Here is a 25,328-nt window from a genome sequence, read left to right as displayed (position 1 = left end):
CATAGTGAACTGGCGGCGATTCAAAGAGAAGAATATCGCGACGTAGATATTCCTTTTATGAACGATCAGGCTAGGGAATTCGGTTAAAAATCCAGTGACTCCGATTTATATAATTGCAGCATTAGCTGATCTTTTTGCTGAAATACCAGATGAACTAAAATCTGAATTAAAATGGGCTGGCCCAATAAGGCAAACTCGAATCTGAATTAATCACCCAGTGATAGCCCTACCGCGACAGCCATTCCAACACGGGGTGGCTGACAAACGCCGCCGCGATAAATAATACCGCTCCCATCAAAAAACTCCCCGAAAGCGCCAGCAGCAAGCGCCGCCAATGTGCTTTATCAAATTCCTGATACAAGCGCATCTCATGCTTAAACGCAGAAAGGCGTTGCTCAGACGTAACCTGATGCTGCTTACCGTGCTCAGCACAATACTGCTCAACGGTATTGAGAAGCTCGCCGAGTTCATCAGTGGATGTCTGAGTAAACTCCACCGCCATCAGGTCGCAGGTATTCTCAGTATCCTGCAATAAATCCTGACGAATCTGCTGAGCTTTGGCCCGGGGCCAGGGAAAGGTGAACCAGTGCACCAGAAACTTCCGAAGATTATCCCGGCGGCTGACATGGACGTGCTCATGGGCCAGCATTGTTTGCAGTTGTCGTTTCGATACCTGATCAAGCAAACCCTGAGATAAATAAATCTGCGGTTTTAACAGGCCAACACACCAGGCGGCCGGTTGCTCCGTCTGAATCAGGCGGAAATCCTGATTCGGTCGGGCCTCGGATAACATTGCCAGCGTTGTCGAATAACGTTTGCCTTTCGATAACTGGCGAAGTGCCAGATAACCCATTAATAACAACGCCAGTACACTTAATATCACCAGACCGGCGCTGGTTTGCGTCGAAATGGGCATGTGCAGGGAATGGGCGCCACACACATTGCCATGGCAATGTTCATGAATAAATAAGTGGCTAAGCTCGGGGCTGGCGTACAACACCAGTACGATGGAAGCAATCAGGCTGGGTGCCGCAGCAATTAATACAATCAGTGTGGTTCGAAACGGCGCCGGATATGCCAACATCAACCGCCGTAACAGCGGATACAAAAACGCCAGGCAGCCACTGAGCATTAATGTGATAACGCTCCAGGTAAACACACCGGGGATAATGTCGGGCAGGGAATGCGCGAACATCTCAGTCACTGCTTTGGTTGAGATCGGAGTGGTCAGTTGCCTGACGGGTGCTGTTATCGACAGGCATCATCGCTTTTAACCCAGAGGTGTCGGCATCCGGAACTTCCTCACTGATAAAGTCCATAAAGCCGGAAATAATCGGCGCCATATCGCCATCGCTGATTTCAATCGCCAGATCCTGCAGCAGGCGGCTGATCACCGTGCTTTGGTTAATCGCAGCGGTATAAACGTAAGAGCGACCGCTTTTCTCTCGTTCGATCAGCTGTTTGCGGTACAAACGCTCCAGCGTGCTTTGTACGGTGCTGAGGGAGATGTCCTGCGACTGACTGCGCTGATGAATACACTGGGCGGTTAACGGTTGTTCGCGCCACAGCAACTTCAGTACCTCCAGTTCCCGTGGACCCAGCGGCGGCATGGGGTTTTTCGACCGGCGGATTCCCAGAAGCCGTTCCAGCATGTTGTCTATCTTGGTCATCGCCGATCCCTTATCGGTTTTCGTCAATCAGTTGATAATTATTCTCGATGCGATTTTTCACATTGCCGCCGCTATGTCAACTTTTCAGCGACTGCTCGCCACGTTGGTTGACGTGAAAAAGCGGCTCTGAATATCACCACGAGTAGTTATCTGTTTATGAACGTTTCATTTTTTGCGGTTTCTGCCCTGTTCAGGGTTTCTATCCTGTGGGGCATAACTCTGGCCAGTCTGACAGCCTGTGACCAATCGACCCGTTGGCAAGAATCGGACATTGCGGGCAACGATGCCATTTCCCGTGAGGATACGCTAATTGTTGCCCGAGCCACCGAACCAGAGTGGCTAAACCCAGTGGCTGGGCATCAGCATGCGGATGCCGATAAATCGATATTCCGCGGTTTGTTTAAGCTCAATCTGGATAATCGTCTGGTGCCGGATATGGCGCAGTCGTGGTCGGTATCGGACGATGGCAAGGTGTACACCATCAAATTACGCGATGGCATTAAATGGCACGACGGCGTTGCGTTTACCGCTGAGGATGTGAAGTTTACCATCGAGAGTATTCAGAATCCGGACAATCACAGCGGTTTGCGCAAGGAAGTGGAGGAGATTAATAACGTCCGTGTGATTGATCCGTTAACGGTTCAGATCAGCCTCAGTCAGCCGTTGTCGCCACTGCCGGGGCGGTTAAAAATCGGCATGGTTCCCAAACATGCATTAGCCGGTAAAGATTTTAATACCGATCGGTTTAATTTCGATCAGCCGATTGGTACCGGCCCGTATCAATTTAAGTCACGTCGTCCGGGTGAATATCTGGAACTGGTGGCCAACCCGGATTTTTACGACGGTGCGCCGGCATTTAAGCGGGTGATTTATAAATTCCTGCCGGATCCGAATGTGCGTTTGGTGCAACTGAAAAAAGGCGAAATTGATGTTGCCGCACTGACACCAAAACAAATTGCGGCGGTAAAAGACGATGATGTTTTTCGCATCGAAACAACTCCGTCTGCGGATTACCGGGTGATGATGTTTAATCATCGCGATCCGTTATTTGCCGATGTGCGGGTACGTCAGGCAATTCAGTTTGCTACGGATCGTGAGGCATTGGTGAAAGGTGCCTTACTGGGCTACGGCAGCGCCGCTTATGCGCCGCTGCAATTTAATCGTATGACGGCAGCGCCAGCGCACTTACTGAAGCACGATAATGATATTCAGCGTGCCGAGCAGTTATTAAACCAGGCCGGTTGGCAGCGCAATAGCGATGGCCTGATGGAAAAAGACGGCAAGCTATTTTCGTTTGTATTAACGGCACCGGTCAGTTCTCCGGTTCGGGTGGACCTGGCGACACTATTGGCCAGCCAGTTACAGCGGCTGGGTATCGAAGCCAAAGTCGATGTAAAAGACTGGGCGGTGATTGATATTCCGCAAACCCAGGCGTTAATCCTGGGTGGTGGTTTACCGGGCGACGCTGACGATGATCTGTACCGTTTCTTCTCGTCTTATATGCTGGATGCTGGCAGCAATTACAGCGGCTTCAGTAATCCCGACGTTGATGCGCTGCTGATTGCTGGTCGCCGTACCACCAATGATCTGCAACGGGTTCAGATTTATCGTCACCTGCAGCGTGAACTGACGGAAAATCCGCCGTACAACTATTTGGTGTATCTGGAGCATGTATACGGCGTGCGCAAAGGGTTACAGGGATTCCAGAAAAAGATCTTTGGTCATGGCACTTCACCGCTGTGGAATATCGAGCAATGGCGTAACGCAAACCCAGCTCCAAATACAAACACAATTTCAGCGCCAGCCGCTGAACAGCATAGCCAGGCGGCCAGCCACTGATGTTGCGTTATGTGTTGCTGCGACTGGTTGCCGCGTTACCGCAATTATTGCTGATCAGTCTGCTGGCGTTTGTCATCATGAAAGCCGCACCGGGCTCGCCGGTGGCCAGCTTAGTCGGTGGTCGGGAATTTATGTCGGCGACGGATTACGACCGGGTTGCGGATAATCTCGGTTTAAACGATCCGTTAATTACTCAATACGGTGATTGGTTAGGCAATCTGCTTCAGGGTGATTGGGGATTTTCGCTAAAAGACGGTCGCCCGGTCAGTCAGGTGATCTGGAGTGCCACGCTTAATACCGCGTTATTAATGTCCGTTGCAGCAACGGGGATTGTGGTGTTGTCTTTGTTACTGGGGTATGTCGCCGGACGTTGGGCACAATCGCCAGCCGATTATCTGACCAGTGGTCTGGCGCTGGTGAGTTTTGCCACTCCGGCATTCTGGCTGGGATTATTACTGATTTTATTCTTCTCGGTGGTGCTCGATTGGTTACCGTCTTCCGGCATGATGACGCTGGGCAAAGCAGATACGGTTAGCAGTCGGATACAACATCTGATTTTACCGGTAGTCACCATTATTCTTGCCCATGCGGGCCCTTATATTCGTTTGATTCGTGGCAGTGTGCGTGATGTGCTGGCATCGGATTATTACCGCGCTGCGGTGGCTCGGGGATTACCGCCACGAACGTTAATGTGGCGCTACGAATTGCCCAATGCTCTAACGCCGTTTATTACCTGGTGTGGTGTGTCGTTACCCTTGCTGATGGGTGGCGCTTTTATTGTTGAATGGATTTTCTCCTGGCCTGGTCTTGGTCAGTTATTTCTTAAATCCGCCATCGGTAAAAATTACACCGTATTAATGGCTGCGGTTCTGGTAACCGGTATGCTGGTGATTCTTGGCAATTTAATTACGGATTTATTGGTCGCCTGGTTGAACCCGAAAATGAGGCGCCAGTACGCCGATGTTTAATATGGCTTCTTTTCTACGCCATCGCCTGGCAAAAGCCGGATTCATCGGCCTGGCCATTATTATTGCTGTGGCGCTACTCGGTCCGTTATTGGCACCTTATGCCGCGGATACGCCAGATTTATCGTCAATTTATGCGGCACCGTCATTATCACATTGGCTGGGTACCGATCAGCTCGGCCGGGATTTATTCGCGCGTTTACTGGTTGGTGCTCAGGTATCTTTGTTGGTGGCATTGATTGCTACGTTAATTGCCACCTTGCTGGGCTGTTGTTACGGCCTGTTAGCCGGAATGGCACCGGTGTGGCTCGACCGGATGTTAATGCAGTTGCTTGATGCGATATTAGCCATCCCGGTGTTATTGCTGGTGATTGTATCTCAGGCGTTTGGTGAATCCAGTTTATTAAAAGTCATTACCGTTATTGGTCTGGCGAGCTGGATGGGCACCGCGCGATTAATGCGTACCGAAACCCGACGTTTAATGCAGAGTGAATTTGTCGCCGCCGCCATTGTTGGTGGTGCATCACGTTGGCGCCTGGCACTGGTGCATGTATTGCCCAATGCTGCTGCGCCGTTATTGGTGGTGGTGACTGTGGGCGTTGGTCAGGCGGTACTGATTGAATCCACCCTGAGCTTTTTAAATCTGGGTGTACCCAGCACCTTACCCAGCTGGGGCAATTTATTGGGCAATGGTATGAGCAGCATGCTCAGTGGTGCCTGGTGGATGGTGGTATTTCCGGGCTTGATGATTGTGATCACGGTATTAAGCATCAATCTGGTAGGCGATGGTGTGCGCGATATTGTTGACCCGAAACGACGAAATATCAGCGGAGGACCAGGGGTTGAATGAGTTAAATGAAAATAACTTAAATACGCTGTTATCCGTTGATCATTTATCGGTTTGTTATGGCAGCGGAGCTGCTGCAGTGCACGCGGTTTGTGATGTTTCTTTTGCGATAGCACCGGGGGAAATTGTTGGTTTAGTGGGTGAAAGTGGCAGTGGTAAAAGCACCATTGCCCATGCCGCTATGGGTTTATTAAATCAGGATGTTTCCGGCCATAGTGGCCTCTCTGTTGGTGGCGATATTCAGTTTAAAGGCCGTAGTCTGCTGACCGAAAAAAGTCATTTAAATCGTGTGCGTGGTCGTCATATCGGCATGATGTTTCAGTCGTCGCATTCCGCTTTTAATCCGCAAATGACCATCGGCCAGCAAATGGCAGAAGCCATTCGCTGGCATTTAAAACTGAATAAATCGCAGGCGCTGCAATTGGCGCTGACCACATTGCAGGATGTGGGTATGCCCCGGCCTGAAGAAATTCTGCATAACTATGCGTTTGAACTCAGTGGCGGTATGTGCCAACGCGCTGCATTGGCGATGGTAATGGCGTTGCAGCCGTCATTAATTCTGGCAGACGAACCAACGGCTTCACTGGATATGGTAGTCCAGGCGGAGTTAGTGCGTTGGCTGGCAGATATTCAGAAAAAGCGCGGTTTTGCCATGTTAATGATCAGCCATGATCTGAATTTAATTGCCCGACTGGCAGATCGTTTATTGGTGATGTATCAGGGCGAGGTGCTGGAGCAGGGTGATACGCATTCGGTGTTAACTCAACCTCAACACCCGTACACCGCAGAATTGCTTAATGCTATTCCCCGGCTTACTCAGCCTGATCGTAAGGGTGAGATGATGGCAGAAAATATCTGGGGGCAGATTGATGTCTGAACCGTTACTTCAGGTTAAAAATGTCAGTCGCAGCTATCGTACGGTCGGGACCATGCTTGATGGCGGCTCAGGCAGCTTAATAAGCAACGTATTCAACAACGTACTTTGCAGCAGACGTTCCAGCGTGGCGGCGGTCAACAATGTTTCTCTGACGATCAACAGCGGTGACGTTGTCGGTCTGGTCGGAGAAAGTGGCTCGGGTAAAAGTACTCTGGCGCGCATGGTCATGGGGCTAGAAAAACCCGACTCTGGCAGTGTGTTGGTCAATGGCCTTGATATTCATCAGTGCTCTGACCAACAGCTTCGCCAGATAAGACGCTCAGTGCAAATGGTGTTTCAGAATCCTTATGCCGCGTTAAACCCTCTGCAACGCATTGATGCGGCGATTGTTGAACCACGGACAAACTTTGAAACGCTGAATCAAAGCCAGCGTCAATCGATTGCCTTGGCTGCGTTAAAGGACGTCGGACTGCCGCAACGCTTATTACATGCCTACCCGCATCAACTCAGCGGTGGTGAGCGCCAGCGTGTGTGTATTGCCCGGGCGTTAACGGTAAAGCCGCAATTACTGGTGTGTGATGAAGCGGTATCAGCTCTGGATAAAACCGTTCAGGCGCAGGTGCTGACGTTATTACGCCAACTGCAACAACGCCATGGTTTAGCCATTTTATTTATTTCCCACGATTTAGCGGCGGTTAATCAGTTGTGTGACCAGCTACTGGTAATGCGTGAAGGCGACCTCGTTGAGCGCGGAGATTGTGATCAGTTGCTGAGCCATACAGCGGAGCCTGATACGCAAAAACTGCGTCACCCTTATACGCAAAAGCTGCTGCAGGCCAATCGTTTTCTTGAAGGTGTTCGCTGTTCAATCGACGTCTTCTGATCATTTTTTATTTTTCTGTGACCGATACGATTTTTAACGAATTAAGGATTTATCAATATGCGGACAAAAGCCCCGTCAACATTACTTGCTGTAAAACCTTTGGCAGTGGCCATCAGCATGGCGCTTGCAGCTTCTGTTATCGCCGAGGAAACAACCACCCAGCTGAGTGATATCACGGTAACCGGTGAAGGTATGGCAGAAGCCAATCAATCCTTTACGGTGAATCTGATTGATCGTGAAATGTTGGAGCAACGTAATATCAGCGATGTATTGCGTGCCATTGAAGACGTGCCCGGCATGACCATGAGTACCGGTGCTTACGCTCAGGGTGGTGTTGCCAGTGCGTTCCAGATTCGTGGTTTTGCTGCGGCCGGACATGGCAGTGACGCTGCGGTATATATCGATGGCATTTCGCTCAACGAGGGTGGCTCCCACGGTGACGGCTATGCCGATACCAATATTATGATGCCCATCGAATTAGAAACGATCCGTATTTATAAAGGCCCGGTTTCACCTTTGTACGGTAATTTTGCCCGGGGAGGTACGCTGGCACTTGAAACCCGTAAGGGCGGAAAATATTCCGAAGCGGATGTCTTTATCGGTGCCTACGATACGGTGAACGCCCAGCTGGCAGTGGGTAATTCCGTTGGGCCAATTTCGACTAATTTTGCGTTGCAGGGTTACGACACAGCGGGTTACCGTGATCATCAGGAATACACCAAAACCAATGCCGCTGCGCGCATTGCTTACGACATTGACAGCGATTCTGAACTGGCGTTTTCTCTGCGTCGTCACAGCGGTCACTTTAATGCGCCGGGGTACATTACCGAAGATCAATTTAATCGGGGCGAAAAAGCCCGCCGTGATCGCGCTCGTGATGCCAATGGCAGGCTGACGGCAGAAGACGACGGCGGTAACCGTAATTTCACCTCTTACCGGCTGGATTACAACACCATGGTAACCGCGGACATTCGTTTACTGACCTATGCCTATGGCGTCGATCAGAATTCGGTGCGGTTTGCCAAATTCAGTTACAGCGAAGACGGTCAGTCGGAACGTATTTACAGTCGTGAAGGTTTGGCGTTAGGTGCCAGTTTAAATGGTCATCGTGAACTTATGGGTGCAACCGCTTCCTGGGTGGCGGGCATTGAATATCTCGATGAAACTACCGATGCAGCGCGTTACAACAGTAAAAATCGGGTGCGCGGAGATGTCACCGAAAACCGTGAATTAACCACGCAAACAAGCTCGGCATTTGCTCAGGTGGACATGATGCTGACCCAGGATCTTACCTCAACACTGGGTCTTCGCTACGACCGTTTTGGTGGCGATTCTCATAATAAAACAGACGATAAAAGATCATCGATGGAAGACTATGCGCATTTAAGCCCGAAGGCGGGTGTGCGCTACCATCTGACAGACAACTGGCAGCTTCGTGGCAGTGCCGCCAATGGTTATGCTTTGCCATCCGGGGAGGCAAAATACGATGCCAGTATCGATGTAGACCCGGTGGATTATTGGCAATACGAAGTTGGCTTTGGTGGTGTTCCGGCTGACATGTGGTACATGGATATTGCTGCATTTGTGCTCGATTCCTCCGGCGAGTATCAGGAGCAGGGTGGGGTTATTAAAAATCTGGGTGAAACCCGCCGCAGGGGCCTGGAAGCCGAATTACGCTTTAGTCCGATTGCCTATTTTGAACTGGTGGGATTATTGGGATTATTTGACAGTGATATCAAAAAGAACGAGAACAAGGCGCTGGAAGGTAAGTCGGTGACGGGCGTGCCGGAACATACGGCCACCTTAAAAGCGAGCTATACACCGCCTGTCGCTTTTGGCGGGAGCATTGCCTGGCGTTCGACCGGAAAATATTACATCAGCGACGATAACGACGAGTCTTATAAAGGTTTTGAAGTAGTCGATCTGACAGCGTTTTATAACCTTGCTTCGGTTGGAGGTGATCTGAAATTGTATGTTCAGGTTAATAACCTGCTGGATAAAACCTATGCCGAGTCCGTTTGGTATGGTGGTGATACCGCGAATTACGCTCCGGCGGCGGGTCGTCATGTCGGTGCTGGTCTGACTGTTCAATGGTAGGTAAACCGTGACTGTATGGGTGTGCGTTCAGCCATCACTCAATCTGCGTCCGGCCGCACACCATCCAACGGTTTAATAACCAGTACGTCGCAGGGCACTTTATCGACCAGTGATTCGGCGGTATTACCAATTAATACACCCGCTAAACCTTCGCGGCCAACGGTGCCGACAACAACCAGGTCGGCGCTGATATCGTTGGCAAAACCGGCGATTACATCGTCTGTGTCACCTTCGCCAATATGCAGATGATCGTTATTCACATTAAATTTTTTCGCCCATTGTTGGCAGGCATCCTCATGCTGTTCAGTCACGTAATGTTGAATGTCATCCGGCGCAGTTACTTCCGGAACCATAGCAAATGCGACACTGACCAAAGGGTAAGCATTAGCCAGATGCAGGTCGGTATCAAAATGATCAGCCAGATGTTCAGCAAACGATAAAATATTATCGTTGATTAAATCGTGACTTTGATCGGGGGCTGTGGCGTCTATTGCCGCAAGAATGCGGTTGTTCTGCCAGGGTTTAGCGTCTTTTACCAGAAGCACCGGAGCCGGGCAGTGGCGCAGCATATTCCAATCCGTGTGTGTGAAAATACGATCGACCAGAGTATGTGGCTGAGTACCTTTAATCACGAGGTCGAAGCAGGTATTGCGCATCGATTCGATTACCGCATCGTGAAGGTGTTTCTGCCAATGCACCTCGGTATCCACCTCAACGCCATCCGCTTCTGCTTCGCTGATAAAGCTGGTGATCCAGTTCTCCGCTTTATTGAGTAACGCCTGTTTGATACGTTGCTGTGTATCGCTGTCGATGGCATTCAGTGGCGAACCTTCTTCACAATACGCTTCATAAGTGTTGGTCATTAATGTCAGGTCGGCATCTAATGAGCGGGCAAGCCATAAGGCGCGATCCAGGGCAACCTGTTCCGGGTGGTCGCTATCCAGAACGACCAGAATATGATTAACGTCCAACATAGCGATTTCCTTCTTTTGGTTATACCGGCAGGCAAATCTGCATCATGGCCTATACGATTTAGATTAGTGCCTACCAACAGCATGCTCCTTATTCCGAATCAATTTCAATGATTACAGCGTAATTTTCATGCCTTTTTAGCTACTGCATATTCAATAAGTCGATCAGAGCCTGGGCGGCGTTGCTGAGTGTCCGTTCCTTTAAACGTATCAGGCCTAGTGATCGTTTTATTGCCGGCCCTGGCCAGGGGATGATGCATATCTGGCTATCACTGCTGTTGACCATAGATTGCGGCAACATACTCCAGCCCAAACCGACGGAAACCATCATTTTGATGGTTTCCAGATAGTTGGTAGGCATGGGGGCCTGAAGTTTGAGACCTTTTTTAAGAAACGCCGATTCAACCAGTTGATAAGTGATGGTGTGTCGTTCTGGAAGAATAGCCGGTGTTTGCGCCAGTAACTTAAGGCTCGGTTTGTTGTGGTTTGCCAATGTATGTTCGGCGGAACAGACACACACCATATCGTCCTGCCATAGTATGTCTGAATGGATGTGTGCTGGTGATTCATTCTCCAGTGTGGTTAATGCGAGCTCTACCTGTCGAGAACTTATTGCCTGATACGCTCGTTCTGAACCCATAAATTCTAGGCTTAGTTGTGCCGCCGGATAACAGCGCACGAATTCTTTTAAAACCGGTGGGAGTCGATGCAAACCGATATGGTGACTGGTAGCCAGTGACAAGATGCCGCTAACCTCGCCGCTGAGGTTGTGCAGTTTAAGTTCGGTATCAGCAACCAGATCAAGAATCTGCTGCGCCTTGGGCAATAATGCCCGTCCGGCTTCGGTCAGGCTGATGGTGCGGTTGTGACGTTCGAATAGTGGTGTATCAAGCTGACTTTCGAGATGTTGAATACGCTTACTGACGGCGGATTGCGTCAGATAAAGTTGTTCGGCGGCCAGGGAAAAAGAACCCTGATCGGCGACGGATAAAAACGCTTTTAATGATTGAGTGTCCATCGGTTCGCCGATATCTCCCGTTACTTGAAGTTATTCCAAATAGGAATGCATTGTTGGAAAAATATGAATTTATGTTGTTTAGCATTTGGCGTATATTGTTGCAATAGCTAAAGCGATGATCAGTCGCTGTTGATGAGAGAAAATATCAGAGAAGGAGTCCCTCATGGCTGGACAAACCCTTTACGACAAGCTGTGGCAACAGCACTTGGTGAAAGAGCGTGATGACGGCACGGCGTTGATTTATATCGATCGTCAGTTGTTGCACGAGGTAACGTCACCACAGGCATTTGAAGGCCTGCGCATCGCCGGTCGTAAACCTTGGCGTCTGGATGCCAATCTGGCGACTCCGGACCATAATGTACCCACCACTTCGACCGAGCGTGAGTCCGGTATTGACGGAATTCAGGATCCGGTTTCAAAAATTCAGGTGAAGACGCTGGATGAAAACTGTGATGACTTTGGCATCGTCGAATTCAAGATGCAGGACAAACGTCAGGGTATTGTGCATGTGGTTGGCCCAGAGCAGGGGGCAACTCTGCCGGGTATGACGGTTGTTTGTGGCGACTCCCACACCGCGACTCACGGCGCTTTTGCTGCGTTAGCACATGGTATCGGTACGTCCGAAGTTGAACACGTGCTGGCGACTCAGTGTCTGATTCAGCGCAAAATGAAAAACCTGCTGATTCGTGTTGATGGCGAGCTGGCAACAGGTATCACTGGCAAAGACGTGGTTCTGCACGTGATTGGTGTGATTGGTACCGCCGGTGGTAACGGTTGTGCGATGGAGTTTGGCGGTAGCGCCATTCGTAGCATGAGCATGGAAGGTCGTATGACCATGTGTAACATGGCCATTGAGGCAGGTGCTCGTGTGGGCATGGTGGCATTCGACGAGATTACAGCGGAATACGTTAAAGGCCGTCCTTATGCTCCAAAAGGCGAGCATTGGGATCTGGCGGTTGATGCCTGGAAAAACCTGGTTTCCGATGATGATGCAGAGTTCGATCAAATCGTTGAAATCAAAGCCGAAGACATCAAGCCGCAGGTTACCTGGGGTACGTCGCCGGAAATGGTCACCACGGTTGACGGCACTGTGCCACGTGTTGAAGACGGCAAAGACGATGTTCAGCAATCCGCGATTAAACGCGCTCATGAATACATGGGTCTGACTGGTGGCCAGAAAATTACGGATATCAAGCTGGATCGTGTGTTTATCGGTTCTTGCACGAACAGTCGTATCGAAGATTTGCGCCAGGCAGCAGAAATTGCAAAGGGCCGTAAGGTAGCTGATAGCGTCATTCAGGCGTTGGTTGTGCCGGGTTCTGGTCTGGTAAAAGAGCAGGCGGAAGCAGAAGGTCTGGATAAGATTTTTGTTGCAGCCGGTTTTGAATGGCGTGAACCAGGTTGCTCTATGTGTCTGGCGATGAATGCCGACAAGCTGGGTAGTGGTGAGCATTGTGCCTCGACTTCCAACCGCAACTTTGAAGGTCGTCAGGGTTATGGTGGTCGTACTCACTTAGTGAGCCCGGCGATGGCAGCTGCCGCAGCGGTAGCCGGTCATTTTATTGATATGCGTGATCTTTAAGGAGCAAATACGATGAAACCTTTTGTTGTACACAGTGGTGTTGTGGCTCCGATGGATCGCCCGAATATCGATACCGATATGATCATCCCGAAGCAGTTTCTGAAATCCATTAAGCGCAGCGGTTTTGGTCCCAACCTGTTTGACGAATTACGTTATCTCGATGAAGGTCAGCCGGATGCCGATAATTCAGGTCGTCCGTTAAATCCGGACTTCGTTTTAAATCAGCCTCGTTATCAGGGCGCTTCGGTTCTATTGGCCCGTGAAAACTTTGGCTGCGGCTCCAGTCGTGAACACGCGCCATGGGCGTTAGAGGACTTTGGCTTTCGTGCGATTATTGCCCCGAGCTATGCGGATATCTTCTTTAATAACAGCTTTAAAAACGGCTTGTTGCCAATCATCCTTGACGAACAAATTGTCGATGATTTATTTAAAGCGGTCGATGCGAATGATGGTTATCAATTAACCGTTGATTTAGAACAGCAAAAAATTATCAAGCCGGATGGTGATGAAATTGCCTTTGATGTTGATCCATTTCGTAAGCATTGCTTATTAAATGGTTTGGATGATATCGGTCTGACGCTTCAGGATGCGGATGATATTAAGGCATATGAAGAAAAACGCCGTGCTGCTAACCCATGGCTGTTTGATCAGGTTAAATAAGTTTTTAAGAATTTTATAAGTTAAGCGAAAAGAAAATGACTCAGAATGTTTTAATTTTGCCAGGTGATGGCATTGGTCCGGAAATCGTAACCGAAGCGGTTAAAGTTCTGGAAACTGCGAAAGAAAAGTTCAACCTGGATATTGCGCTGGATAACGCTCTGGTTGGTGGTTCTGCATACGACGAGTTTGGCACGCCGCTGCCAGAAGTGACCATGCAGAAAGCAGAAAAAGCTGATGCGATTCTGTTAGGTGCTGTCGGTGGTCCTAAGTGGGATGAGTTGGAGGATCGCGAACTGCGTCCGGAAAAAGGTCTGTTAGGTCTGCGCTCTGGCCTGGAGTTATTCGGCAACCTGCGTCCGGCAATTCTGTATCCTCAGCTGGCTGATGCTTCTTCACTGAAGCCTGAAGTGGTTTCTGGTCTGGATATTCTGATTGTTCGTGAATTAACCGGTGGTATTTATTTCGGTAAGCCGCGCGGCATTCGTGAGCTGGAAAACGGTGAGCGTGAAGGTTACAACACCTACGTATATTCCGAATCAGAGATCCGTCGTATCGCTAAAGTGGCATTTGAATCGGCTCAGAAACGCGGTAAAAAACTGTGCTCAGTTGATAAGGCTAACGTTCTTGAAGTCACGGTGCTGTGGCGTGAGATCATGAATGACGTTGCAAAAGATTATCCCGATGTTGAGTTGTCTCACATGTACGTTGATAACGCCGCTATGCAGTTAGTGCGTGCGCCAAAACAGTTCGATGTGATGGTTACCGGAAACATGTTTGGCGATATCCTGTCTGACGCAGCTGCAATGTTGACCGGCTCTATTGGTATGTTGCCATCAGCCTCTCTGGATAAGGACAACAAGGGTATGTACGAGCCTTGTCATGGTTCAGCTCCGGATATCGCAGGTCAGGGTATCGCTAACCCATTAGCGACAATTTTGTCTGCTGCCATGATGTTGCGTTATTCTCTGGATGAAAGTGCTGCTGCTGATGCGATCGAGAAAGCTGTGAGTGATGTTCTGGATCAAGGGCTGCGTACCGCCGATATCTATTCTAACGGCATGAGCAAAGTCAGCACTGAAGAGATGGGTGAAGCCGTTGTTGCTGCCCTGAAAAACGTTTAAAGGTTAAAGAAATGTCTGAACAAAAAGTAGGTCTGGTTGGCTGGCGCGGAATGGTAGGTTCCGTACTGATGCAACGTATGCAGGAAGAAAAAGATTTCGACCTGATTAAGCCGACCTTCTTCACGACCTCACAAAAAGGCCTGTCTGCGCCGGATTATGCGGGCAAGGACAGCGGTGTATTAGAAGACGCGTTTGATGTTGATGCGTTGAAACAACAAGATGTCATTATCACCTGTCAGGGTGGTGACTACACCAAAGACGTCTACCCAAAACTGCGTGAAGCCGGTTGGGATGGTTATTGGATTGATGCAGCGTCCGCGCTGCGTATGGACGATGATGCCATTATCGTGCTGGATCCAGTCAATCGTGACGTAATTGATGCAGGTGTTAAAAACGGCGTTAAAACGTATGTGGGTGGTAACTGTACCGTTTCTCTGATGCTGCTGGCGTTGGGCGGTCTGTTTGAAAAAGATCTGGTTGAGTGGGCAACACCGATGACCTACCAGGCCGCTTCGGGTTCCGGCGCTAAGCACATGCGTGAACTGATCAGTCAAATGGGTGCAATCCACGCCAACGTCAAAGATAAGGTCGAAGACCCGGCGACAGCGATACTGGATATTGATCGCCAGGTGGCAGATTTTATTCGTGGTGAGGAGTATCCGAAAGATCAGTTTGGTGTGCCATTGGCGGGCAGTCTAATCCCTTACATTGATTCGCAGTTGCCGTCTGGTCAGAGTCGTGAAGAGTGGAAGGCTGAAGCCGAGGCAAACAAAATCCTTGGCACAGAGGATGCCGCAACACCGATTGATGGTTTGTGTGTCCGTGTGGGAGCAATGCGCTGTCACAGTCAGGCCATCACGCTGAAGCTGAAAAAAGATCTGTCGGTTGATGAAATCGAGAAGATTCTGGCCGATCATAATGACTGGGTGAAGGTAATTCCGAATGATCGTGACGTGACGATGGAAGAGCTGACGCCAGCCAAAATTACTGGCACCTTAACCATTCCGGTAGGCCGTATCCGTAAATTGACCATGGGCCCAGAATATATTTCTGCATTTACCGTGGGTGACCAATTATTGTGGGGTGCTGCAGAGCCTCTGCGCCGGATGTTGCGCATTTTGTTGAATGCTGGCTGATTCGGTCTAGACTAAAAGCGGGGTGAAGCCCCGCTTTTTTATTCCCGCTTCCTCTTTTCTCACCTCATTTCTTTTGAAAGTGCGCTAACTCATTCTTTAATATCGGTTTTATGCCGCCGAAAGCCGCCAAAATATTGCGCATTGCATTTTTATCACTGATACTTACGCTGCTTATGAATGGAATCGATAACTAAGCTGGGTTAGGAATATCTCAAAAAATAAATTGGTTTCGGCTTTAGATTCGATACACAAGAAGAGGCGAGACGTCGCCTTAACAACAAGGAAGCACTAATGAAGCGCCTAATTGCGAAATCTCTGATGCTGGCGGGTGGATTGTCTTTATCCTCCCAACTACTGGCATTGGGGCTTGGAGAGATGACACTTAAATCCGCACTGAATCAGCCCCTCAATGCTGAGGTTGAACTGGTTGATGTTGCGGATTTGTCTAAGTGGGAAATCAAACCTTCGTTAGCTTCTACTGAAGACTTTGAACGTGCCGGCGTTGATCGCCTGTTCTTCCTGACCAAAATCAAGTTCAAAGTCGATGGCGATTCTCTGGTGCTGACAACGCGTGAGCCAGTCACCGAACCCTTTCTGAATTTTTTAGTTGAATTGAACTGGCCATCTGGCCGGGTACTCAGAGAGTACACCGTTCTGCTCGATCCTCCTGTTTTTGAAGAGGAAACGATCAACCCGCTGGTTGTTGCCCCAAGCGCTGCAGAAGTTACAAGCGTTGCTGCCGTAGAGGCAAAACCTGTAGCCACAGCCAGTAAAAGCCATGACTGGCTGGATAAACCTGCTCAGCCCGGAACGTATAAAGTTCAGCCAAACGATACCCTCTGGGAGATTGCACTGGCGAATCGCCCGGATACTTCCGTCAGTGCCCAGCAAATGATGTTGGCAATTCAGCGGCAGAACCCCGATGCATTCATCGGTGGCAATATCAACCGTCTGAAGACCCACCAGGTGCTTCGCATACCAAATACAGAACAAATCGATAATATTCGCTTCGGCCAGGCCATAGCAGAAGTTGAACGACAGAATCAGGCGTTGAACGCAGGTGCTGCTCAGCTGGATGCAACGGGACGTCGTAATGCTCCAGCCCCTGCACAAACCTCAGAGGCGGGTGGTGAAGTTCGACTGCTATCAGCCGAAAGCGACGATGCAGAGATGGCTGGTGCTAGTGGTAATGTGGATGGCCAGGGTTCTGGTCGCCAGCAAGCATTGGAGAACGACCTGGCGATAGCGCTGGAAACACTGGATAAGAGCCGGTTGGAAAATCAGGAGTTGCGTCAGCGGTTGGAGTCGCTGGAAGAACAGCTCAACACACTTCAGCGTTTGATTACTCTTAAGGATGACCAGCTTGCCGGAATTCAGGTTCAGCAGGCGCAGCAGACTGGTGAATCGGTCGATGCGGATGTCACCGAAGCACAATCTGTCGATGGCGATGCAGCAACAGCGCTTGCCACTGAGGGTGGAGCGGTCAGCGAGTCTGATGTGAATCAGACGACTGTTGCAGCTGAGGAGGGCGATGCAGAAACAACGGCCGATACGGCACTCCCTGAAGGTCAGGTTTCAGCTGAAGAGCCGATCCCTGTAGCTGAAGCGGTGTCTGAAGAAGTAGATTTCAATTATCAGGAGCAGCAACCATCATCCGCTGATTCTGATCAGGCGGTCGATGATGCGAAAGCGCGTGACGAGCGGAAGGCCCGAATCGCAGAAATGCTTGCTAAGCAAGAAGCAGAGCGTCGTGCCGAGACTGGCGTTATTGATTCATTACTACAACGCCCGGAACTGCTGGGCGGTGGTTTGGCAGCATTGTTGTTGCTTGTCCTTGGTGCGGTGAAGTTGATCCAGAAACGGAAAGCTTCTCAGGCCGAAGAGGAAGCGTTCGAGGGTGCTGACGTTGGTTTCAGTGATGCCTACGCAGGTGGCACTGAGCTGGATGATATCGATTTTGAAGATGACGACTTGTCTGGCGCAGACATTGATGTCGGTCACGATGATGTCCACCACGATGGCGAAGATCATCTCGGAATGGATGACCTCGGGGAAGACGAGTCCGATTTTGGAGCCGTTGCCCAAACCGAGGATGTCATCAGCGAGTCTGATATTTACATCGCATACGGCAAATTTGAGCAAGCGGTTGACCTGTTATCCGGTGCAATAGAGCAGGAGCCAAGTCGTTCCGACTTGCGTCTGAAGCTGCTCGAAGTATTTGTCGAGATGGATGACGCAGATGCCTTTGCCAAACAAGAAGCATCTTTGATCACTCTGGGCGATCGCGATGCTAACGATCAGTCCGAGCAGTTGCGTTCCCGTTTGTCAGCGCCGATTGCTCCATCTGCAGGCGCGGCAGATGACGTGATGACGTTGGACGATAATATTCCGTCTCTGGACGATAGCCTGGGCGACGAATTCAGTGATGGCCTTGATTTCGGTGACGCTCTTGACCTTTCGGCTGGGGACGATGGACAAGCATTTGATCTGTCTGATAGTTCAGGCGATGACGCCTCGGATGCACTGAGTTTTGATCTGGGTGATTCGGCTGAGGTTGCAGCGGATCTAAATGTTGAGCCGGATGCAAAAGACGACATTCCATCTTTAAACGAAGAGGCATCTCTGGAAGATGTTCCAACGCTCGATCTGGACGATAACGACAGCCTTGCTTTTGATTTGGACGCCGAATCCGAGCAGGGCCTGAGCCTGGATGCTAATTCCGACGAGCTGGACCTGAACGAAAGTCCTGCAGATTCCGATACTGAAGAAAACTTATTAGATTTCGATCTGGGTGAACTGGAAGCGGCGGAGAATTTCGATACAGCGGCCGAAACCGAAGACGCCATCGATCTTTCTGATGGTAATGACCTGGAGTTTGACCTGGGGTCTCTGGCTGAGGAGTCGCAATCAGAAGAAATGGAAGACGAGCTGTCTGCGCTGGAACTTGGCGAAGATGACGATCATTCTCTGGATATCGACTTAGACTCGTTAGCATCCGTTGACGACGAGGTTGCAGAATCGCCGGTACTGGAAATCCCTGAAGAGACATCCGGTGATGATGAGTTGCTGGACTTTGCTGCAGAGTTGACTGAATCGACCGGCGACGATGCCACCGAAGCTGAACTTGCTGATCTGGAAAGTCTGATGGATGCTGAGGGAAGTGTTGGTGATTCTGAACTGCCAGATTTGTCGTTTGATCTGGAGCAGGGGACTGGCTTCGCTGAATCCGAAGATGATGATCTCAAGTCGCTGGAAGCCGAGTTGGATTCTGTCGCTGAGCAGGATGTTGATCCGGAAGCATTGCTCGATCTGAGTGACGATGCGGAAGTTGCAGAGCCACTTGAGGATCTTGAATCAGAACTGGAAGACCTGGCTGCTGTTAATAATGAATCAGAACTGAGCGATGAGTTCGATCTTGCGTCTGACGCTGAGGAAAATGCAGCTCTTGATCTGGGGTCTGATGATCTGGTTGAGGCGGCCGGTGAGTCTGGTTTGCTGGATGACAGTGATGAAGAAATGGATTTTGCTTCCGACCTCGCTGATCTCGATGCCGAATTAGAAGATTTCGAAGCACCGCTGGACAGTGACGCCGTTGCAAGTGATGACTCAGTCGCGACAGAAGAATTAACGGGTGTCGCAGAGGTTCCAGTGCTGGAAGCGGATGTGGCCGATGAGTCTGAAGTACCTGTCATTGACGATGAAGTTTTGGCATCGCCGGCTGATGCGGAGCAGGATATCGACCTCGACAAGCTGGCGGCAGCAGAGGATGAATTTGACTTCCTGGCTGGCACCGATGAGTGTGCAACGAAACTGGATCTGGCTCGTGCATACATCGATATGGAAGATATGGACGGTGCTCGTGAGTTGTTACAAGAAGTTCTGCAGGAAGGCAGTGATCAGCAAAAGCAGGACGCTCGTGGTCTGATGGATAATCTGTCATAGTCGAGTAATAGATGACCGAAGTACGTCGTTATGCTGCCGTGGTTGAGTACAATGGTACACACTTCCACGGTTGGCAAAAGCAAGCCCATCATAATCAACCTACCGTACAGGCGGCTCTTGAAGCCGCTATTTCTAAAGTAGCTAATCATAACGTGGATGTTTTTTGTGCCGGTCGCACGGATACCGGTGTGCATGCTACGCGCCAGGTGATTCATTTTGATTCAGCCGCCAAACGCAGTAATTACGGTTGGTTAATGGGCATTAATACCAATTTACCCAACGGCGTTGCGATTCAATGGATTGATGAAGTAAGTCCAGAATTTCACGCGCGTTACAAGGCTCGTGCGCGACGTTATCGCTACCTGATTAATAATTCGAAAGCCAAGTCCGCATTGCAGTATGACCAGCTAACCTGGTGGCGCTATCCGCTGAATGCAGAAAAGATGAACGAAGCGGCTCAGTATTTGTTGGGCGAGCATGACTTCAGTGCTTTCAGGGCAAAAGATTGTCAGGCCAAGTCTCCGGTTAAGATCATGCATCGTATCGAAGTGAAACGATGGGGTGACTTAATTATGTTGGAGCTCGAAGCCAGCGCGTTTCTCTATCATATGGTTCGCAATATTGTTGGCGTACTATTGCCAATTGGTGAAGAGCATCAGCCTGTTGATTGGATGAAAGAGGTTCTTGAAACGCGAGAACGCACACAGGCTGGTATCACTGCTCCTGGCGAAGGATTGTACTTTGTTGGTGTAGATTTTCCTTCGCAGTTTAATATTCCGTCCGATCCCTACGGCCCGATATTGCTTCAGCCGTTGCTGGACGCAACCGGGTTTCAGCAGCCGTTTGCTAATCAGCTAAAAGAAGCTGCCGGGCTGGCCCCGATTTAGGGAAGTGTCTGATATGATGGTGTCAGATTCCTCCTGAAACTTCACTTTCTTATGTCTCTGCGAACTCGAAGTAAAATATGTGGCCTCACCCAGGCTGAAGATGCTAATTCAGCCGTTGCTGCGGGGGCTGATGCAATTGGATTGGTCTTTTATCCGCCCAGTCCCCGAGCTGTTACCGTTGAGCAGGCGGTCGAGGTGGTTGCCGACGTTCCGGCATTCGTATCCGTGACCGCGCTATTTGTGAATCCGACGGTGGAACAGGTGCAATCTGTTCTCGATGCCGTTAGAATTGATCTACTTCAATTTCATGGTGATGAAGACGAGGCCTTCTGTGCTCAATTCAACCGTCCCTACATTAAAGCCATCCGGGTCCGGCAAGCGTCGGATGTGGTGGCGTCTTGCGTGCGCTTCCCAGGCGCCCTGGCAGTACTGCTAGACAGTTACAAACCCGGTGTTCCCGGGGGGACTGGCGAAACCTTTGATTGGTCGCTTGTTCCTGAAGAAGCTCCTGAGCTTAAACCCATTATTCTTGCCGGTGGTCTAAACACCACTAATGTTGCCCATGCTATCAAGCAGGTCAGACCGTTTGCCGTTGATGTCAGTGGCGGTGTCGAAATGACGGTTGATGGTGTTGAACAAAAGGGCATCAAAGATTGCCGCAAAATTAACGCATTTTTAGATGAGGTGTACCGTGTCGACTCACACACCAGAACAAGCAACAGCAAAAAACAGCAAAATTGATTTAACGCTGCCAGATGAGCGCGGCCACTTTGGTATTCACGGTGGTCGATTCGTGTCAGAAACCCTGACCTCGGCATTGGATGAGCTGAACAGCACGTACGAAAAGTTGCGCAATGATCCGGACTTTCAGGCCGCCTTTGATACCGACTTAGCCCACTATGTAGGTCGGCCATCGCCATTGTACTTTGCTGAAAGGCTGACACAGGCATCGGGTGGCGCAAAAATTTATCTGAAACGAGAAGATCTCAACCATACGGGCGCTCACAAGGTAAATAATACGATTGGCCAGGCTTTGTTGGCCAAGTTTATGGGTAAGAAAAAGATCATTGCAGAGACGGGGGCAGGTCAGCACGGTGTTGCCTCGGCTACTGTTGCAGCACGCTTCGGTCTTGAGTGTAAGGTCTTTATGGGGTCTACCGACGTCGAACGTCAGAAGCTGAATGTTTACCGCATGAAGCTGTTAGGTTCTGAAGTTGAGGCCGTTGAGTCCGGCACCAAAACACTGAAAGATGCCATGAACGAGGCTATGCGTCATTGGGTCACCAATGTCGATGATACTTTTTACGTGATTGGTACCGCTGCGGGCCCGCATCCATACCCAATGCTGGTGCGCGATTTTCAGAGTGTGATTGGTCGTGAGTGTATTCGTCAGTGTGATGAGCAGTTGGGTCGTCAGCCAGATGCACTGGTTGCCTGTGTTGGTGGCGGTTCAAATGCCATTGGTTTATTCCACCCTTACCTTGGCTACGAAGACGTTGCAATGTACGGCGTAGAGGCTGGTGGTTTAGGTCTCGATGGTGATGATCATGCCGCGCCATTGTGCAAGGGTCGTCCGGGTGTGTTACACGGAAACCGGACTTATCTGATGGAAGACGATAATGGACAGATCATGGGTACGCATTCGATCTCGGCCGGTCTGGACTATCCGGGTGTAGGCCCTGAGCACTCCTGGTTAAAAGACGTGGAGCGTGTGAATTATGTGGCGGCCACAGATGACGAGGCACTGGACGGATTTTACAAGCTGACTCAGTTAGAAGGTATCATGCCGGCTCTGGAATCTTCCCATGCGATTGCATACGCCATGAAGCTTGCTGCAACAATGGATAAGGATCAGGTGATTGTCGTGAACCTATCTGGTCGTGGTGATAAAGATATCCATACGATTGCTTCACTGGATGGCATTACTGCCTGATCGAACAACATTAATAAGCCAGTCTGAAAGAATCTGTTTTGCAAAGCAGGCAAAAGGATATTGCCTGCCGTCGGTTGCATTGGGGTAGCCCCTGACCGGCAGCAAAAATGACAGCTGCTCAGAGTGTGCTTGGTAGGAATTGAAATAATGAGCCGTATTACGACCGTTTTAAACACGCTTAAAGAGCAAAGCCGTCAGGCTTTGATTCCATACATCACTGCTGGTGATCCAAATAAAGAGGCCACTGTGCCAATGATGCATGCCTTGGTAGAAGCAGGGTGTGACATCATTGAGCTGGGTGTTCCGTTTTCCGATCCGATGGCCGATGGTCCAACCATTCAGCTTGCGTGCGAGCGCGCGCTTGAGCACAACACGTCCCTGACTGACGTGTTGACCATGGTCACGCAGTTTCGGGTAAAAGACGCCCACACCCCGGTAGTATTAATGGGCTACCTGAATCCGGTAGAGGCCATGGGTTACGCGAACTTTGTTGATCGGGCTGTTGAGGCTGGGGTCGATGGTGTTCTGTTGGTGGATTTGCCGCCAGAGGAAGCGGCCGAAGTGGAAGATATCTTTAAAGCGAAAGATCTCGATATGGTGTACCTCATTGCACCAACCACAACCGATGCTCGTATCGAAAAAATCGGCCAGTCCGGAAGTGGTTATGTGTATTACGTGTCGCTGAAAGGTGTAACAGGTTCGAAAGCGCTGGATATTGATGACGTTGCTCATAATCTGCAACGGATTCGCAAGTACGTCTCCGTGCCGGTAGGCGTCGGTTTTGGAATCACGAATGGTGAGACGGCAGCTAAGGTTGCCAAAGTAGCTGACGGTGTGATTGTTGGCAGTGCCATCGTTAATCGTATTGCCGCGAATGCTGACAATCCTCTGCAGGCTCAGGCTGAAGTGACGGAACTGATGCGCGAAATGCGCTCGGCGATGGATCAGTAGATATCTGCACTATAGAACGTTATTACGATGATAAAGACTGTAGATCAGTGGCTCGAGTATCTTGAGTCGCTGCACCCCAGCGAAATTGAGCTGGGTCTTGAGCGCGTTAAAGCTGTGGCTGAGCGATTGCGTTGTCTTAAGCCGGCGCCGTTGGTGATTCTGGTCGCGGGCACGAATGGCAAAGGCACGACTTCAGCATTATTAGCCAATCTGCTCATGGCTCAGGGCATGAAGGTGGGTGTCTACAGCTCTCCACACATCCAGTGTTATAACGAACGTGTTCAGATCAATGGTGAGTTGATCTCTGATGCCGATCTGGTTCGCTCATTTGAACAGGTTGAGGTCGCGCGTGCCGATGCCGGTCTGACCTATTTCGAGTTCGGGACGCTGGCAGCATTGTCGTATTTTCAGCAATCCGGTTTAGACGCCTGTGTGCTTGAGATTGGTCTGGGTGGACGACTGGATGCCGTGAATATTGTTGATGCTGATATTTCTCTGGTAACCAGTGTTGGTTTGGATCATCAGGCTTGGTTGGGTGACACCGTCGAGCAGATCGCATTCGAAAAGTGTGGTGTTGCCCGATCCGGGAAATACTTGGTCTGTGGTCAACCTAACCCGCCGCATACTGCCAGAAAGCAAACCGAATCTTTAGGTGCGCAATGGTGCGGTCGTGGTCAGCAGTTTGATATTGTCGAGCACGATAATGAGCTATTACTGAGTTTTTTGACGCACGAAGGACAGGCGGAATGGAACTTGCCAAAAGCGAATATCCCTTACCATAACGTCGCGACGGCCATTCAGGCTTTGTCTCTCATTGGACGTTTACCAAACCGCGCCGTTGTTGCAGATGTGGTGAAAAGTACCTCGGTAGCGGGTCGTTTACAAACCGTTATTGTACCGGTAGCGGGCGGAGAATTAACGCTCACTCTGGATGTTGCTCATAATCAGCAGGCAGCAGCATATGTTGCAGAACGTCTGGGTTCTGTCGATGGTGCTATTATCGCCATGTTGGAAGATAAACCAGTTGAAGCACTGATTAATACGCTACCCCCAATGCCTAATTATTGGTTAGCCGGATTGAAGTGTTGGCGTGGCCTGCCAGCTGCGCAGCTTGCGGAACGTGTTGCTGCAGCAAATGACTGTTTGGCTACTGAGGAATTTGCTACTGTGGGAGAAGCTATTTCGCAGTTGCTACGAAAAGACTCTCTGGCTGGTCAACATTGGTTGATCGCCGGCTCTTTTCACACGGTAGAAGCTGCTCTGAATTATTTGCAAGAGCGATACTGAGGGCTTCCGGAGCATGGAACAACACCTTAAAAAACGTATTCTGGGTGCTTTTGTCACTGTGCTGGCGCTGGGTATTGCAATGCCTATCGTGCTTGATGGATCTCGTTCCCATATTCAACTTCAATCAGCTGTGCCGGAAATGCCGGCAATGGAACCGTGGCAGCCGATCGATAACCAGCGTCACGTGCGCATCGATTTAGAGACACTGGCCAGCGGAGAAGCTGATAACGAGATCGAGCTGGCGCCAGTGCGAGTGGTTGAGCAGGATGATCCTGCCGCTGTCGGTTCTAAGGGAGATCGTGCTGCGTTGGATGATCAGCAATTGGCTTATGCCTGGACGTTGCAACTCGGCGCATTTGAAAAGCGGAGCAATGCCCACGCGCTTCGCGACAAGTTGAGGACCAAAGGCTATAAAGCCTACGTTCAGGAATTCGCCAACGACGCACTGACCCGGGTTTACGTCGGGCCGGAATTGCAACGAAGTAAAATAGAAGCGCTGCAGCAAACACTCCGGAAAGAGCTGAAACAACGCGATATTCATATAAAACGGTTTAAATCAAAAATCTGACTGTTTGGTCGGATGCAGTCGCTGAGAATGCAACCCTGATTGACGACTTTTTCTCAGCTTCCCAGAGCTTTTTCAGGTTCCTTCGATAGCAGCG

At 50.1% G+C, this 25,328-nt stretch carries 21 protein-coding genes; 17 read left to right on the top strand and 4 right to left on the bottom strand.

What is annotated here, in order from left to right; translation table 11 throughout:
* Positions 1 to 226 precede the first annotated feature (226 nt).
* Positions 227 to 1,195, bottom strand: coding sequence for a M56 family metallopeptidase (locus MK185_05695; protein MCH2040107.1), 969 nt, complete (start codon positions 1,193 to 1,195; stop codon positions 227 to 229).
* Position 1,196: 1 nt separating this feature from the next.
* The gene (locus tag MK185_05690; protein MCH2040106.1) at positions 1,197 to 1,670 is read right to left on the bottom strand and encodes a BlaI/MecI/CopY family transcriptional regulator; all 474 of its coding nucleotides are present in this window, start codon (positions 1,668 to 1,670) and stop codon (positions 1,197 to 1,199) included.
* Positions 1,671 to 1,826: 156 nt separating this feature from the next.
* Between MK185_05690 and MK185_05685 the strand changes: the two genes are divergently transcribed.
* From MK185_05685 to MK185_05660, 6 genes are read left to right on the top strand one after another with little or no spacing between them, the layout of a single operon-like run.
* Positions 1,827 to 3,509 carry an ABC transporter substrate-binding protein gene (locus MK185_05685; GenBank protein ID MCH2040105.1) on the top strand — a complete coding sequence of 561 codons (1,683 nt, stop codon included), beginning with the start codon at positions 1,827 to 1,829 and terminating at the stop codon, positions 3,507 to 3,509.
* A complete protein-coding gene (locus tag MK185_05680) occupies positions 3,509 to 4,477 on the top strand; it encodes an ABC transporter permease (protein ID MCH2040104.1) in 969 nt (322 codons plus the stop codon). Before MK185_05685 ends, MK185_05680 begins: the two co-directional genes overlap by 1 nt.
* A 1-nt stretch (position 4,478) precedes the next feature.
* Positions 4,479 to 5,324 carry an ABC transporter permease gene (locus tag MK185_05675; GenBank protein ID MCH2040103.1) on the top strand — a complete coding sequence of 282 codons (846 nt, stop codon included), beginning with the start codon at positions 4,479 to 4,481 and terminating at the stop codon, positions 5,322 to 5,324.
* On the top strand, positions 5,317 to 6,198 hold the full coding sequence (locus MK185_05670) for an ABC transporter ATP-binding protein (protein MCH2040102.1): 882 nt from the start codon (positions 5,317 to 5,319) through the stop codon (positions 6,196 to 6,198). The genes MK185_05675 and MK185_05670 overlap by 8 nt, the downstream gene beginning before the upstream one ends.
* Positions 6,191 to 7,081 carry an ATP-binding cassette domain-containing protein gene (locus MK185_05665; protein MCH2040101.1) on the top strand — a complete coding sequence of 297 codons (891 nt, stop codon included), beginning with the start codon at positions 6,191 to 6,193 and terminating at the stop codon, positions 7,079 to 7,081. Before MK185_05670 ends, MK185_05665 begins: the two co-directional genes overlap by 8 nt.
* Positions 7,082 to 7,138: 57 nt before the next feature.
* The gene (locus MK185_05660) at positions 7,139 to 9,178 is read left to right on the top strand and encodes a TonB-dependent receptor (protein MCH2040100.1); all 2,040 of its coding nucleotides are present in this window, start codon (positions 7,139 to 7,141) and stop codon (positions 9,176 to 9,178) included.
* A gap of 38 nt (positions 9,179 to 9,216) precedes the next feature.
* Here the strand turns inward: MK185_05660 and uspE are convergent, their stop codons facing one another.
* On the bottom strand, positions 9,217 to 10,152 hold the full coding sequence (uspE, locus tag MK185_05655) for a universal stress protein UspE (protein MCH2040099.1): 936 nt from the start codon (positions 10,150 to 10,152) through the stop codon (positions 9,217 to 9,219).
* 139 nt (positions 10,153 to 10,291) lie between these two features.
* On the bottom strand, positions 10,292 to 11,167 hold the full coding sequence (locus MK185_05650) for a LysR family transcriptional regulator (GenBank protein MCH2040098.1): 876 nt from the start codon (positions 11,165 to 11,167) through the stop codon (positions 10,292 to 10,294).
* Positions 11,168 to 11,330: 163 nt separating this feature from the next.
* On the opposite strand from MK185_05650, the gene leuC reads away from it, so the two are divergent.
* The 11 genes from leuC (at position 11,331) to MK185_05595 (ending at position 25,234) form a co-directional block, all read left to right on the top strand.
* The gene (gene leuC, locus MK185_05645; GenBank protein ID MCH2040097.1) at positions 11,331 to 12,749 is read left to right on the top strand and encodes a 3-isopropylmalate dehydratase large subunit; all 1,419 of its coding nucleotides are present in this window, start codon (positions 11,331 to 11,333) and stop codon (positions 12,747 to 12,749) included.
* A gap of 12 nt (positions 12,750 to 12,761) precedes the next feature.
* Positions 12,762 to 13,409: a 3-isopropylmalate dehydratase small subunit gene (gene leuD, locus MK185_05640; protein MCH2040096.1), complete on the top strand. Its 648-nt coding sequence runs from the start codon at positions 12,762 to 12,764 to the stop codon at positions 13,407 to 13,409.
* 35 nt (positions 13,410 to 13,444) lie between these two features.
* Complete coding sequence (leuB, locus tag MK185_05635) at positions 13,445 to 14,530, top strand: 3-isopropylmalate dehydrogenase (protein MCH2040095.1); 1,086 nt, start codon at positions 13,445 to 13,447, stop codon at positions 14,528 to 14,530.
* Between the two features lie 11 nt (positions 14,531 to 14,541).
* Positions 14,542 to 15,666: an aspartate-semialdehyde dehydrogenase gene (asd, locus tag MK185_05630; protein MCH2040094.1), complete on the top strand. Its 1,125-nt coding sequence runs from the start codon at positions 14,542 to 14,544 to the stop codon at positions 15,664 to 15,666.
* A gap of 291 nt (positions 15,667 to 15,957) precedes the next feature.
* A complete protein-coding gene (locus MK185_05625) occupies positions 15,958 to 19,608 on the top strand; it encodes a hypothetical protein (GenBank protein ID MCH2040093.1) in 3,651 nt (1,216 codons plus the stop codon).
* A gap of 11 nt (positions 19,609 to 19,619) precedes the next feature.
* Positions 19,620 to 20,495 (top strand): tRNA pseudouridine(38-40) synthase TruA, encoded by an 876-nt coding sequence (gene truA, locus MK185_05620; protein MCH2040092.1) that lies wholly within the window; start codon positions 19,620 to 19,622, stop codon positions 20,493 to 20,495.
* Positions 20,496 to 20,546: 51 nt separating this feature from the next.
* Positions 20,547 to 21,236: a phosphoribosylanthranilate isomerase gene (locus MK185_05615; GenBank protein MCH2040091.1), complete on the top strand. Its 690-nt coding sequence runs from the start codon at positions 20,547 to 20,549 to the stop codon at positions 21,234 to 21,236.
* Entirely contained in the window at positions 21,187 to 22,428 is a 1,242-nt protein-coding gene (trpB, locus tag MK185_05610; GenBank protein ID MCH2040090.1) for a tryptophan synthase subunit beta, read from the top strand. Before MK185_05615 ends, trpB begins: the two co-directional genes overlap by 50 nt.
* Before the next feature lie 147 nt (positions 22,429 to 22,575).
* Entirely contained in the window at positions 22,576 to 23,379 is an 804-nt protein-coding gene (gene trpA, locus MK185_05605) for a tryptophan synthase subunit alpha (protein ID MCH2040089.1), read from the top strand.
* Between the two features lie 27 nt (positions 23,380 to 23,406).
* On the top strand, positions 23,407 to 24,666 hold the full coding sequence (locus MK185_05600; GenBank protein ID MCH2040088.1) for a bifunctional folylpolyglutamate synthase/dihydrofolate synthase: 1,260 nt from the start codon (positions 23,407 to 23,409) through the stop codon (positions 24,664 to 24,666).
* Positions 24,667 to 24,679: 13 nt separating this feature from the next.
* Complete coding sequence (locus tag MK185_05595) at positions 24,680 to 25,234, top strand: SPOR domain-containing protein (GenBank protein ID MCH2040087.1); 555 nt, start codon at positions 24,680 to 24,682, stop codon at positions 25,232 to 25,234.
* Positions 25,235 to 25,328: the final 94 nt, after the last annotated feature.

It is taken from the genome of Saccharospirillaceae bacterium (genome assembly GCA_022448365.1).
Classification (GTDB): domain Bacteria; phylum Pseudomonadota; class Gammaproteobacteria; order Pseudomonadales; family Oceanobacteraceae; genus Bacterioplanoides.
The sequence above is the reverse complement of the archived record's forward strand: the minus strand, read 5'-3'. Positions and strand labels throughout refer to the sequence as shown.

Excerpts from the sequence above, each read along its gene's own strand:
- MK185_05650 (MCH2040098.1), bottom strand. The coding sequence starts at position 11,167 with ATGGACACTCAATCATTAAAAGCGTTTTTATCCGTCGCCGATCAGGGT.
- uspE (MCH2040099.1), bottom strand. The coding sequence starts at position 10,152 with ATGTTGGACGTTAATCATATTCTGGTCGTTCTGGATAGCGACCACCCG.
- leuD (MCH2040096.1), top strand. The coding sequence starts at position 12,762 with ATGAAACCTTTTGTTGTACACAGTGGTGTTGTGGCTCCGATGGATCGC.
- MK185_05600 (MCH2040088.1), top strand. The coding sequence starts at position 23,407 with ATGATAAAGACTGTAGATCAGTGGCTCGAGTATCTTGAGTCGCTGCAC.
- MK185_05680 (MCH2040104.1), top strand. The coding sequence starts at position 3,509 with ATGTTGCGTTATGTGTTGCTGCGACTGGTTGCCGCGTTACCGCAATTA.
- MK185_05660 (MCH2040100.1), top strand. The coding sequence starts at position 7,139 with ATGCGGACAAAAGCCCCGTCAACATTACTTGCTGTAAAACCTTTGGCA.
- trpA (MCH2040089.1), top strand. The coding sequence starts at position 22,576 with ATGAGCCGTATTACGACCGTTTTAAACACGCTTAAAGAGCAAAGCCGT.
- MK185_05625 (MCH2040093.1), top strand. The coding sequence starts at position 15,958 with ATGAAGCGCCTAATTGCGAAATCTCTGATGCTGGCGGGTGGATTGTCT.
- MK185_05665 (MCH2040101.1), top strand. The coding sequence starts at position 6,191 with ATGTCTGAACCGTTACTTCAGGTTAAAAATGTCAGTCGCAGCTATCGT.
- leuC (MCH2040097.1), top strand. The coding sequence starts at position 11,331 with ATGGCTGGACAAACCCTTTACGACAAGCTGTGGCAACAGCACTTGGTG.
- MK185_05615 (MCH2040091.1), top strand. The coding sequence starts at position 20,547 with ATGTCTCTGCGAACTCGAAGTAAAATATGTGGCCTCACCCAGGCTGAA.
- MK185_05595 (MCH2040087.1), top strand. The coding sequence starts at position 24,680 with ATGGAACAACACCTTAAAAAACGTATTCTGGGTGCTTTTGTCACTGTG.
- MK185_05695 (MCH2040107.1), bottom strand. The coding sequence starts at position 1,195 with ATGTTCGCGCATTCCCTGCCCGACATTATCCCCGGTGTGTTTACCTGG.
- MK185_05675 (MCH2040103.1), top strand. The coding sequence starts at position 4,479 with ATGGCTTCTTTTCTACGCCATCGCCTGGCAAAAGCCGGATTCATCGGC.
- truA (MCH2040092.1), top strand. The coding sequence starts at position 19,620 with ATGACCGAAGTACGTCGTTATGCTGCCGTGGTTGAGTACAATGGTACA.
- MK185_05690 (MCH2040106.1), bottom strand. The coding sequence starts at position 1,670 with ATGACCAAGATAGACAACATGCTGGAACGGCTTCTGGGAATCCGCCGG.
- leuB (MCH2040095.1), top strand. The coding sequence starts at position 13,445 with ATGACTCAGAATGTTTTAATTTTGCCAGGTGATGGCATTGGTCCGGAA.
- MK185_05685 (MCH2040105.1), top strand. The coding sequence starts at position 1,827 with ATGAACGTTTCATTTTTTGCGGTTTCTGCCCTGTTCAGGGTTTCTATC.
- asd (MCH2040094.1), top strand. The coding sequence starts at position 14,542 with ATGTCTGAACAAAAAGTAGGTCTGGTTGGCTGGCGCGGAATGGTAGGT.